Here is a 12,246-nt window from a genome sequence, read left to right on the forward strand (position 1 = left end):
CGCGCATCGTGATCTCGCGCAGAATATTTCTCGCCAGTGCCGGAGCGGGTATCGCCACGACGGCCGCAGCACTCACCCTTCCCTCATGGACCGCGGGCGCCGCACCGGCCACCTGTGAACTGGCCCTGGAGAACAAGTCGTTGAGCGGCACGGTGCACGCGTACGTCACCGGCCACGAGGACGGGAGCGGCAACTGGGTGCTGCTGCGCGCCGACGGCAGCGTCTACCACCCCGAGGAGCCGGGCGCCCCGCAGACCCCGCTGCCCGTCGACTGCGCCATCCCGCTCGGCGCCGCGGGATCGGCCCCCAAGGTCGTGACGCTGCCTCAGATGTACGGCGCCCGCGTCTACTTCGTCCGCGACGACAAGCTCGAGTTCTTCCTGAACCCCGGCCCCTCGCTCGTCGAGCCGGCGTTCGCCACGAAGGAGGACGCGAACTACGGCAAGACCTGGGCGTTTGCCGAATTCACCTTCAACTCCGAGCAGCTGTACTCCAACATCAGCTACGTCGACCTGATCACGGCCCTGCCCATCGGGATCAAGTTGGAGGGCGACGCCACGCACACCGTCGCTCCGTTCCCCGACGGCGCCGTCGACAAGATCGCCTCGGATCTCGCGGCGCAGGCCGCCAAGGACGGGCAGCCCTGGGACAAGCTCGCCATCAAGGGCGAGGACGGCAAGGTGCTGCGCGTGATCTCCCCGCAGAACCTCATGGCGCCGTACTTCGACAAGCCGGACGAGATGCCGTTCCGCGACCTGTGGGGCTCCTACGTCGACAAGGTGTGGGAGAAGTACGCCTCGACCGACCTGAAGATCGACCTGCAAGGCGGGCGCGGCGTCTTCACCGGCCGCGTCAGCGGCGACACCCTCACCTTCAACGGCGGACACACGTTCTCCAAGCCCGCCTCGAAGGACATCTTCACCTGCAACCACGGGCCCTTCGCCAACAACCCGGACGACTCCGACGACAAGAAGGGCATCTTGTCCCGCCTCGCCGCCGGGTTCAACCGCAGCGTCATGCTCACGCACGCCGAGCAGCCCAACGGCCTGACGTCCGCGGACTACTACCAGGACGCCACGACCAACCACTGGTCGCGCATCGTCCACGCCAACTCGCCCATCGGCTACGCCTTCCCGTACGACGACGTACAGGCCGAAGGGCAGCCGGACGTGTCCGGCGCGGCACACGACGGCAATCCGCGCCGGTTCACGGTGAGCGTGGGTTCGTAATGGTGAGCGCGGGTTCGTAACTCCCCTTACGAGACCCGCCACTTGGTGGCGTCCTCGCGGATCAGGTCGGCCGCCCGTTCCGCGAGGGCGACCGTCGGCGCGTGCGTGTGGCCGCGGGTGATGCGCGGCATGACGGAGGCGTCGACGACGCGCAGGCCCTCGGTGCCGCGCACGCGCAGGCGGGGGTCGGTGACCGAGCCCTCGTCGGAGCCCATCCGGCAGGTGCCGACCGGGTGGTACAGGGTCTCGGCGGTCGCGCGCACCGAGCGGGTGAGCGTCTCGTCGTCGACGACGCCTGGGTAGCCGCCCATCGGTTCGGTGTGGTGCGCGGCGAGGACGCTCTGGGCGAGCAGTTCCTCGGCGCGGCGGACGCCGGCGACGAGCGTGCGCACATCCTCGTCGTGAGCCAGGTAGTCCGGGTCGATGCGCGGCTTCCCGTCGGGTCCGCCCGGGGTGATCCGGCCCTCGCTCTTGGGCTGGAGCAGGATCACGCCGAGGGTCAGGCCGTGCTCGGTCGGCTCCTCCAGGCCATGGTTCACGAACGGCACCGGCGCGTAGATCAACTCGATGTCAGGGGCGGCGAGTTCGGGCTTGGTGGACAGGAAGGCGACTGCCTCGCCGACGTTCGAGGTGAGCGGTCCGCGCCCGCCGAGCAGGAACCGGGCGATGTTGGCGGGCGAGTCGGCGCCGGTGAGCGAGATGGGCTTCGCGGCGCGGACGTTCAGCGCGTACATCAGGTGGTCCTGCAAGTGCCGGCCGACGTCGGGCGAGGCGACGAACGTGTCGATGCCCGCCTCCGCGAGGGTCTCCGGGTCGCCGATGCCCGCCTGTTGCAGCAGCTGCGGCGAGTTGACGGCGCCCGCGGAGAGGATGACCTCGCGGCTGGCACGCAGGGTGCCCGCGGGTATCCCGGAGGCGACGACGCCGGCGGCGCGGGTGCCGTCGAAGTCGATGCGGGTGACGCGGGCGCCCGTGTAGACGTCGAGGTTGGGGCGGCGCGCGGCGGGCTTGAGGTAGCCGTCGGCGGCGCTCCAGCGGCGACCTCGGTACTGGTTGAGGGGCGTGAGGGCGAAGCCGGAGTGGTCGGCCTGGTTCAACTCGTCGAGTTCGCGCAGGCCTTGGGCGCGGCAGGCGTCGAGGAACGCGGCCGTGGTCGGGTTCGGGTGGCGCGGCGGCGAGATGTGCAGCGGTCCCGCCGTGCCGTATACGGAGTCCTCCCGCGAGGCACCCTGCCACCGCTCGGCGCGCTGGAAGTAGCGCACGAACTCGTCGTACGACCACGGGGATCCGGCGGCCTCGCCCCAGGCGTCGTAGTCGGCACGGTGGCCGCGCACCCACATCATGGCGTTGATGGCGGAGGAGCCGCCGAGCGTGTGGCCGCGCGGCCAGTACAACTCCCGGTCGTCCAGGGCGATTTGCTTCGACGTCAAGTAGTCCCAGTCGTACGACGTCTTGAACAGCTTCGGGAACGCGGCCGGGATCCTGATCTCGGTCTTGCGGTCGGGCGGCCCGGACTCGACGAGGGCGACCTTGACGGAAGGGTCCTCGGAGAGCCGCGCGGCCAGCACGCAGCCGGCGGATCCGGCCCCGACGATGACGTAGTCGTACGTACGGTCCTTGCTCAACGCGGCTCCCTCGACGGTCAGTGCCTGTGCAGGTGGCACCGATGCTCTACTCCCCGGTAAGCGCTGTCCAGAGCCGGTTGTGCGGGATGAGCGAGGATCGCGTCACGGGGCGGTCACGTTCCGCGGCCACGCACGCGCCGCGCCTCCGCCCCGCTCCGTCGCGGCCGGCTCAGTGGTGCGGCACGTCGTACGGCGGGATCGTCCCGTCCGCCTTCTTCACCAGGAACAGGCCCGCCATCCCCATGTCCGAGTGACTCTGGACATGGCAGTGGTACATCCACGCCCCGGCCCCGACGCCCTCGCCCGCGACGATCTGGAACCCGAAGGAGTCGGCGGGGCCGCAGATCTTGTTGTCGAGTACCTGAGTCGGGTCGTCGGGGCCCGTGAGCATGCCTGTGCGGTTGTCCGCCCAGCGATGACCGTGCATGTGGAACGTGTGGTAGTACTCGCCGTGAGTGATCATCACGATCTCGACGCGATCACCCACCGTCGCCTCGAAGTTGGGCGCTTCGTGGGCCGCCTTGTTGTTGATCGTCATGTCGTTGAAGACGATCGTGAACGTCTTGCCGGGGTCGGGCAGGATGTCGCCTTTGCGGCGCACGATCACCGGACCGTACAGGCCCTTCCTGATCCCGCCCGTGCCGTGATCCGTGCCCACGACATGGTCGTGGTAGTGCCAGTAGCCCGCGGTCCCGGCCCGCCAGGTGCCGTCCTTCCTGCGGCCCGGGGCGTGCGTGCGCCAGGTGTAGGTGCGGGTGCCGCCGGGTTCGACGTGGCTGCGGTTCATTCGCGTGCCGTCGCTGGAGATCTCGTAGTCCATGCCGTGCACGTGCAGACTCGCGTCGACGTCCGTGAGGTTGTGGAACTCGATGTGCGCCGTGTCGCCCTCGTTGAGTTCGATCAGTGGGCCGGGGACGGACGCCTTGCCCCTCTCCAAGCCGTAGCCGAGCGAGCCGTCCGCGAGCTCCTCCGCATACATCGTGAAGCGTCTGACCTCGCCGCCCGCGGGCGCGGTGCGCGGCGGGGTGTCCGCCCCGGCAGCCGGTCCCGCCGACGCTCCGATGGACAACGATGTCACCCCAGCCGTCGCGGCCACGGCGCCGCCGATCAGCATGCGCCGGCTCACAGCACGCCTGTCCTTTTCACTCGCCCGCGTCGACGCTTCGCAAGGTCTGTCGTGCTCGGTCACGGCCAACTCCCCACCCTCGTAAGGATTTTCACGTCGCGCAGGGCACGGTAACCACATGATCTTCGTTTATCCACACTCAGGACAAAGTTTGCGTCATACCGGTCATAGCTCTTGGCGGACCGCGAAAAGAGGTCTAGCTTCCACCGCGCTGTTGCTGTGTCCGACGAGGGGTAGGTGAACACATGCGTCACTCGACGCATCAAAAGCCGTTGCCCGTACGAGAGTTCAGAGCGAGCCGGAGCAGACGCACCCGCGTCCTTGCGACCGGTGTCGTCGCGGGAGCCGTGGCCGCCGGGCTGCTGAGCGGTCCCGCCGCGAGCGCGCGGCCGGCACCGGAGCCGTCCGCGACAACGATGTCCATCAAGTCGCCGCCTGGCGGCGCGAATGTGCGGGTCCTGGTGTTCTACGGGTCCGCGGCCGACGGCGACGAGTCGCCCACGGTCAACGCGGGCATCGAGGCGATCGAGAAGATCGGCCGGTCGGGGCCCGAGGCCCAGCGGTTCACGATCACGGCGACGGACGACGCCTCCGTGTTCACGAACGCCACCAAGCTGGGCAGGTTCAATTCGGTCGTCTTCCTGACCGGCGGGGGCGACGTCCTCGACCCCGATCAGGAGGCCGGGGTCGAGGCGTACATGGAGGCGGGCGGCGGTTTCGTCGGCGTCCATGACGCGGCCCGCGCCGAGCCGTACTCGGACTGGTTCACCGGTCTGATCGGGGCCCGGCCCGCAGCGTCGTCGCCAACTGCCGCGCAGCGCGCGACAGTTGAGGTCGGCGACCGCCAGAACCCGGCGACGAAGGACCTGCCGGTGCAGTGGAAGCGCGCCGACAAGTGGCTGAACTGGGCGGCGAACCCGTCCGGAGACGTGCACACGGTCGCGCGGGTCAACGAGACCACGTACAAGCCGGGCGAGGGCGCCAACGGCGCCGACCACCCGGTGAGTTGGTGCCGCGACTACGACGGAGGGCGGTCCTTCTACACCGGCATGGGCGGCACCGTCGCCTCGTACGACGAGACGGACTTCCGCGACCATCTGCGCGGGGCGCTGCTGTGGACGACGCGCATCGTGCGCGCCGACTGCAAGGCCGCCATCGACGCCAACTACAAGGCGGAGCGGCTGACCCAGGCCAATCAGCCCGGCCAGAACGACCAGATCGGCGAGCCGCACGGGCTCGTCACCGCTCCCGACGGGCGCGTGCTCTACATCGGGCGCGGCGGCGCGGACTCGTCCCAGCCGGTCATCACCGACTGGAACAACCCCGACGTCGGCAAGGGCAAGGGCCAGATCCACGTCTACGACCCGAAGACCAAGAAGGCGACTCTCGCAGGAGAGTTGAGCATCTTCGGCAACAAGGGCGGCGGGGACGAGCTGGTCAAGGTCGAGGAGGGGCTGCTCGGCATCGAGCTGGACCCGAAGTTCGAGCAGAACGGGTACGTGTACCTGCACTACACGCCGCACTCGGGCCTCGACCGCGACAAGCAGATGGCCGAACGCCAGGTCTCCCGCTTCACGCTCGACCTGGCCACGAACAAGCTGGATCTGAGCAGCGAGAAGGTGCTGCTCAAGTGGCCGGTACAGGTGCACAGTTGCTGCCACGCCGGTGGCGGGATGGCCTGGGACTCCAAGGGGAACCTGTACATCGCGACCGGTGACAACAACTCCTCGCAGTTCAGCGACGGTTACTCGGGCAACAACCCTGAGCCGAACTACAAGGGCGTCTCGTTCGCCGACGCGCGCCGCACCGCAGGCAACACGAACAACCTGAACGGCAAGATCCTGCGCATCCACCCGGAGACCGACGGGACGTACACCCTGCCGGAGGGAAACCTCTTCACCGGCAAGGAGACGGCCGAGGGCGGCGGGAAGACACGCGGCGAGATCTATGTGATGGGCGTGCGCAACCCGGCGCGCATCTCGATCGACAAGAAGACAGACACCCTGTACGCGGGGTGGGTCGGACCCGACTCGGGCGAGCCGTCCACGACATGGGGCCCGGCCAAGTACGACCAGTTCGCCGTCATCACCAAGCCGAGCAACCGCGGCTGGCCGTACTGCATGGGCAACAAGCAGCCCTACCGCGACCGCAACCTGCCGGACCCGACGAAGCCGCTGGGCTGGTACGACTGCGACCACCCGAAGAACGAGTCCCCGAACAACAACGGCCTCGTCAACCTGCCGCCGGTGACCGGGAACAACATCTGGTACTCGCCGCAGGGCGGGGCGCCGGACTTCCCGCGCGACGCCAACGGCGTGCCCTCGTACAAGAACGAGGAGGCCACGTACCTGCTTCCGTGGCTCAAGGGCGGCGGCCAGGCCGCGATGGACGGGCCCGTCTACCGCTACGACGCGTCGATCCCGAACGCGGACAAGTGGCCGAGCTACTGGGACGGCAAGTGGTTCGTCGGTGACTTCTACGACTCCGACCAGCCGCGCAACGCGGTCCTCACCGACCCGAAGACGCACGGCGACGGATCGATTCCGGTCCACTCGGAGTCGTTGAAGAAGATCATTCCGATCGGCAACGACGGCATCAAGAACCTCATGGACTGGAAGTTCGGTCCCGACGGTGCGCTGTACGTCCTCGACTATGGGCGCGGCTTCTTCACCTCCGACGCCAAGTCTGCGCTGTGGAAGGTCACTTACACCGGCGGCGAGGCGACCCCGGCGGCCGCCTCGCTGGCCAGGAAGGGCTGATCACATGCGATCCACGCGACTGATGCGCCCCGTACGCTCCTTGCGCTCCTTGCGCAGACACAGATTCCTGACCGTGCTGCTCGCCGCGATGCTGATGTGTCTCGGCCTCGGCACACTGCCCGCCGCGACCGCGGCCCCCGCGCCCGAGGCGGCCGACCAGGTGCTGACCTGGACGGCCGGCGACGACATCACGAAGTACACGTCGGCGCCTGAGACGGCGGTCGCCGGCAAGGCGACGATCGTCTTCGAGAACAGCACGGCGACCGGCAACACCACGGGGATGCCGCACACGTTGACATTCGACGTGTCGGACCCCGAGTACAACAACGACGTGCCGCTGAACATCCTGGCCAACCCGAACGACGACATGGGCGGCAAGCACACGGCCGAGGTCACCCTCTCCCCCGGCACGTACCGCTATCACTGCACGATCCCCGGGCACACCAGCATGACGGGGGTCCTGACGGTGACGGACGGGGGTGGCGGTGACGACACGACCGCTCCGGAGACCTCGGCGAAGGCCGAGGGGCAGACCAACGCCGACGGCGCGTTCGTCGGGTCCGCGTCCGTCTCGGTCACCGCGACCGACGCGGGTTCGGGCGTCGACAAGGTCGAGTACGCGCTCGACGGCGGCGCCTACACGCCGTACACGGCGCCGGTCGTCGTCGACCAGGTCGGCGCGCACACCGTGAAGTACAAGGCGACCGACAAGGCGGGCAACGCCGCCGCCGAGAAGTCGCTCGACTTCACGGTGGTCGCGCCGCCGACGGACGACAAGACGCCGCCGGAGACCTCGGCGACGGTGACCGGCGACAAGGACGACGCCGGTGGTTACGTCGGCATGGCCACGGTGACGGTCTCCGCGTCGGACACCGGATCCGGGGTCAACACCATCGAGTACGCGGTCGGCGCCGACGGCGCCTGGCAGCCGTACACCGCCCCGGTCATGTTCCACGACCCGGACACGTACACGGTGCGCTACCGGGCCGCGGACAAGGCGGGCAACGCAGCCGCCGAGAAATCCGTCGACTTCACAGTCGTGGCACCGCCCGTGAAGGACACGACGCCTCCGACGGTGTCGCTGGCGGTCGGCGGGGACAAGAACTCCGACGGCGCGTACATCAACAACGCGAAGCTGACGGTGACGGCGACCGACGACATGTCGGGCGTCGACAAGGTCGAGTACTCGCTCGACGGCGGGCCCTATCTCGCGTACACCGCCCCCGTGGTGGTGGACCGGGTCGGCGCGCACTCCGTGGCGTACCGGGCGAGCGACAAGGCGGGCAACGCCGCCGCGGCGCAGACGTTCGTGTTCGCGGTGGCCTCGGGCGGCGGCGTTCCGGCGCCCAACTGCCCGGAGCTGGACGAGCGTTCCACCGTCTTCATCGGCACGACGGACACCGGCATCCCGAACCGGGTCACCAACAACCGGTGCCGCGTCGGCGAGTTGATCGAGGACGAGAAGGAGTGGACGTCGCACGCGCTGTTCGTGAAGCACGTGAAGACGGTCACCGACAAGCTCCTCAAGGAAGGCGTCGTCGACCAGCGCGAGTACAACAAGATCAACAAGGCGGCGCGGCAGTCCCCGATCGGCACGCCGGGCCAGACCGACGGCTACAAGAAGATCCTGGACGGCACGCAGGAGCAGTTCGCCAAGTGGGAGCAGGTCGGCGGCGGCAAGTTCGCGCTGAACGCCGACGGTTCGATCACCAGCAGCACATCCGTCGACGGCATGGGCATGCTGTGGTTCCCGCAGCGCAAGTACGGCGACTTCTCGCTGAAACTCCAGTGGCGTGACGACGCGCCGGGCACGGGCAACGCCAACGGCGGCGCCTTCGTCCGCTTCCCGTGGGTGCACGACAACCCCGAGGAGCCGAACCCGGAGTGGGTCGCCATCAAGTACGGGCACGAGATCCAGATGCTCGACAAGCCCGATGGCGACATGTACAAGACCGGTTCGATCTACGGCTTCGACCGGGTCGGCCTCGCGGGCGCGGGCGTCACCCAGAAGGGCACCTGGAACGACTACGAGATCAAGGTGGTGGACCAGCACTACTCGGTCTACCGCAACGGTGTGCTGATCAATGAGTTCGACAACACCGGTGGCCAGGTCTTCGAACCCCCGCGGGGCGACGACCCGGGCACGGACGGCCGTCGGTACTCCGAGGGCTACGTCGGGCTCCAGGTGCACAGCACCACGGACGTCATCTCGTACCGGGACGTGCGCGTGAAGGAGCTCTGAGCCTGCCTGTATTTCAGTGGGTCGAGCCAGGTCCGGCCTCGTGCCGGGCCCGGCTCGGCTGCACCCGCTTGGGCTCGCCCGGCATCTTCGGGTACTCGGGCGGGTACGGTAGGTCGCCCAGGCCCCGGTCCTTCTCGTCGCGCCCGGCCAGCTCCAGGAGGGCGTCGAGGGAGAACCTCTCCTTGTCCATGTCGGCGTGTACGTCGCCGAGTTCGGCGTACCGCTTCGGCATGGTGACGATGTCGAAGTCGCGGGGCAGCGCGTCGCCCACCTCGTCCCAGGTGAGCGGGGCCGAGACGGGCGCGTGCGGGCGGGCGCGCACCGAGTACGCGGAGGCGATGGTGCGGTCGCGGGCGGTCTGGTTGTAGTCGACGAAGATGCGCTCGCCGCGCTCCTCCTTCCACCACGCCGTGGTGACGAACTCCGGCATCCTGCGCTCCAGTTCGCGGCCGCAGGCGATCGCGGCGCGGCGCACCTCGGTGAACGTCCAGCGCGGTTCGATGGGGACGAAGACGTGCAGTCCACGACCGCCGGAGGTCTTGGGCCAGCCGCTCAGGCCACCGAAGTCATGCAGGACAGCGCGGAGTTCGCGTGCCGCGTGCACCGCGTCCGCGTAGTCGGTGCCGGGCTGCGGGTCGAGGTCGATACGCAGTTCGTCGGGGTGGTCGGGGTCGGCGCGCCGCACCGGCCAGGGGTGGAAGGTGAGGGTGCCGTACTGGGCGGCCCAGATCACCGCGGCGACCTCCGTCGGGCACATCTCGTCGGCGGTGCGACCCGAGGGGAAGGTGATCGTGGCGGTGGGGATCCAGTCGGGCAGGTTCTTCGGCGCGCGCTTCTGGTAGAAGGACTCGCCGGTCACACCCTCGGGGTAGCGCTCAAGGGTGGTGGGCCGGTCGCGCAGGGCGCGCAGGATGCCGTCGCCGACCGCGAGGAAGTAGTTCGCGAGGTCGAGCTTGGTGTAGGTCACCTTCCCGCCGTCGGGGAAGAACACCTTGTCGGGGCTGGACAGCCGCACCGTCCGACCGCCCGCTTCCAGTTCCACTGCCGCACCCTTGCCGCCCATGCGCTCACGCTAGGCCGAAAGGAAGAAACACGCATACCGGGCGATAGAGCGATGTAGAGGCCAGAATCGGGACATGGATCTTCCCGTGATGCCACCGGTCAAGCCGATGCTCGCCAAGTCCGCCGCCAGGATCCCCGCCGGGATGCACTACGAGGCGAAGTGGGACGGCTTCCGGGCGATCGTGTTCAGGGACGGTCCCGAGATCGAGCTCACGAGTCGTACCACCAAGTCGCTGACCAGGTACTTTCCCGAGCTGGTCGCGGCGCTCGCCGAGCGGCTCCCGGAGCGCTGCGTGCTCGACGGGGAGATCGTGATCGCGCGGAACGGACGGCTCGACTTCGACGCGCTCACCGAGCGGATCCACCCGGCGGCCTCGCGGGTGAAGACGCTGTCCGAGCGCACGCCCGCCTCTTTCGTGGCCTTCGACGTCCTGGCGCTCGGCTCCGAGTCCACGGTCGAGCTGCCGCTGTCCGACCGCAGACCGCTCCTGGAACAGGCCCTCGCGGACGCCTCGGCCCCGCTGCACCTGGCGCCGGCGACCACCGACGCGGAGCTCGCCCAGGTCTGGTTCGAGCAGTACGAAGGCGCGGGCCTCGACGGCGTCGTCGCCAAGCCGCTCACCCTGCGCTACCGACAGGACGAACGCGTCATGCTCAAGATCAAGCACGAGCGGACCGCGGACTGCGTGGTCGCCGGCTACCGCCTCCACAAGAGCGGCCCGGTCGTCGGCTCCCTGCTCCTCGGCCTGTACGACGACGAGGGCACTCTGCAGCACGTCGGGGTGTGCGCGGCCTTCACGATGAAGCGCCGTACGGAGCTGGTGGCCGAGCTGGAACCGTTGCGCATGGAGCTGCCCGCCGAGGGTCACCCGTGGGCGGCGTGGACCGACGAGGCGGCGCACGAGGGCCGGCGGATGCCGGGTGCGACCAGCCGCTGGACCGGCAAGAAGGACCTCTCCTGGATCCCGCTGCACCCCGAACTGGTGGCCGAGGTGGCGTACGAGCACATGGAGAACGGCGCCCGTTTCCGCCACACGGCCCGCTTCCGCCGCTGGCGGCCGGACCGCACACCGGAGACCTGTACGTACGCGCAGCTGGAGGAGCCGGTGAAGTTCGACCTGGCGGATGTGCTGCGCTGAGCACGGGGTGAACCGGGCGTGCCCGTGGGTATCCAAGGGGCGTGGACGAGATGCGCAGGCGTGCGGTCGTGGTGGGGGCTCTCGGTGTGTTCGCCTCGGCGTGCACGGCGAATCGGCTGCCCGGGGGCGGGAGTTCGGCGTCGGCGCGGGCGCCGCTGCTCGCCGTGAAGGTCGACAACGTGGGGGCGGCGCGACCACAGACCGGGCTCGACGAGGCGGACCTCGTGTACGTGGAACAGGTCGAGGCCGGGCTGAGCCGGCTGATGGCGGTGTTCGGCTCGCGGCTGCCCGCTGTGGTCGGACCGGTGCGCAGCGCCCGCGAGACCGACCTCGAACTGCTTCGCCAGTTCGACCGGCCGACGCTCGCGTACTCCGGGGCGCAGAGCGCGCTGCGGCCCTCCATCGACGCGGCGCCGCTGCGGGCGGCGGCGCCGGGCGAGGCGGGTGGCGCGTACTACCGGGGGGCGGACAGGCCGGCGCCGCACAACCTGTACCTGCGGCCTGCGAAGCTGGGCAATCCCGCGGCCGGGGTGCACGCCGGGAAGGCGGCCGGGTTCGAGTTCGCCGAGCGGGCGCCGAAGGGTGGGCGCGGCGAGGCGGAGCACACGGTGCGCTTTCCTGCCGCGCGCTTCACCTTCAACTGGTCGGCCGGGGAGGGTCGTTGGCTCGTGAGCATGGACGGACGCGCGGCGACGACCGCCTCCGGCATACGGCTCGGCGCGCCGACGGTCGTCGTGCAGTACGTCGACGTGGCGTCGTCCCGCTTCCACGATCGGTCGGGCAATACGTCGCCGCGGTCGCGCACGGTGGGGGATGGGCGGGCCGTGGTGCTGCGGGACGGTCGCGCGTACGACGCGCGCTGGCGCCGTCCGTCCGCCGCCGTCGGCACGACGTTCACGACGTCGGACGCCACCACCGCCCTACCGTTCGCACCGGGCCCGGTATGGCTGGTGCTGGCCCCCCGCTAACCCGCCCACGGGGCTCCGCCCCGGACCCCGCGCCTCAAACGCCGGCGGGGCTGGAAAGATCGGGGCTCTGCCCCGGACCCCGCTGCTCAATCGCCG

Annotated in this window: 8 protein-coding genes; 5 read left to right on the top strand and 3 right to left on the bottom strand. The window is 69.4% G+C overall.

Features of this window, described 5'->3' with window-relative positions:
- Positions 1 to 8 precede the first annotated feature (8 nt).
- The gene (locus ABT004_RS24235) at positions 9 to 1,229 is read left to right on the top strand and encodes a glycoside hydrolase family 64 protein (RefSeq protein ID WP_351340547.1); all 1,221 of its coding nucleotides are present in this window, start codon (positions 9 to 11) and stop codon (positions 1,227 to 1,229) included.
- 26 nt (positions 1,230 to 1,255) lie between these two features.
- Here the strand turns inward: ABT004_RS24235 and ABT004_RS24240 are convergent, their stop codons facing one another.
- Both ABT004_RS24240 and ABT004_RS24245 read right to left on the bottom strand, forming a co-directional pair.
- Positions 1,256 to 2,854 (bottom strand): GMC family oxidoreductase, encoded by a 1,599-nt coding sequence (locus tag ABT004_RS24240; protein WP_451190352.1) that lies wholly within the window; start codon positions 2,852 to 2,854, stop codon positions 1,256 to 1,258.
- A 169-nt stretch (positions 2,855 to 3,023) separates the two neighbouring features.
- Positions 3,024 to 3,968 (bottom strand): multicopper oxidase domain-containing protein, encoded by a 945-nt coding sequence (locus ABT004_RS24245; RefSeq protein WP_351340574.1) that lies wholly within the window; start codon positions 3,966 to 3,968, stop codon positions 3,024 to 3,026.
- Between the two features lie 257 nt (positions 3,969 to 4,225).
- Between ABT004_RS24245 and ABT004_RS24250 the strand changes: the two genes are divergently transcribed.
- Together ABT004_RS24250 and ABT004_RS24255 are read left to right on the top strand one after the other, a co-directional pair.
- Positions 4,226 to 6,739, top strand: coding sequence for a ThuA domain-containing protein (locus tag ABT004_RS24250; protein ID WP_351340553.1), 2,514 nt, complete (start codon positions 4,226 to 4,228; stop codon positions 6,737 to 6,739).
- 22 nt (positions 6,740 to 6,761) lie between these two features.
- A complete protein-coding gene (locus ABT004_RS24255) occupies positions 6,762 to 8,981 on the top strand; it encodes an OmpL47-type beta-barrel domain-containing protein (protein ID WP_351340575.1) in 2,220 nt (739 codons plus the stop codon).
- 13 nt (positions 8,982 to 8,994) lie between these two features.
- On the opposite strand, the gene ligD is transcribed toward ABT004_RS24255, so the two are convergent.
- On the bottom strand, positions 8,995 to 10,044 hold the full coding sequence (gene ligD, locus ABT004_RS24260; RefSeq protein WP_351340556.1) for a non-homologous end-joining DNA ligase: 1,050 nt from the start codon (positions 10,042 to 10,044) through the stop codon (positions 8,995 to 8,997).
- A 73-nt stretch (positions 10,045 to 10,117) separates the two neighbouring features.
- On the opposite strand from ligD, the gene ABT004_RS24265 reads away from it, so the two are divergent.
- Together ABT004_RS24265 and ABT004_RS24270 are read left to right on the top strand one after the other, a co-directional pair.
- A complete protein-coding gene (locus ABT004_RS24265; RefSeq protein ID WP_351340558.1) occupies positions 10,118 to 11,182 on the top strand; it encodes an ATP-dependent DNA ligase in 1,065 nt (354 codons plus the stop codon).
- 50 nt (positions 11,183 to 11,232) lie between these two features.
- Positions 11,233 to 12,150: a DUF3048 domain-containing protein gene (locus ABT004_RS24270; RefSeq protein ID WP_351340578.1), complete on the top strand. Its 918-nt coding sequence runs from the start codon at positions 11,233 to 11,235 to the stop codon at positions 12,148 to 12,150.
- Positions 12,151 to 12,246 lie beyond the last annotated feature (96 nt).

The organism is Streptomyces sp. NPDC002790 (genome assembly GCF_040295505.1).
Lineage (GTDB): Bacteria > Actinomycetota > Actinomycetes > Streptomycetales > Streptomycetaceae > Streptomyces.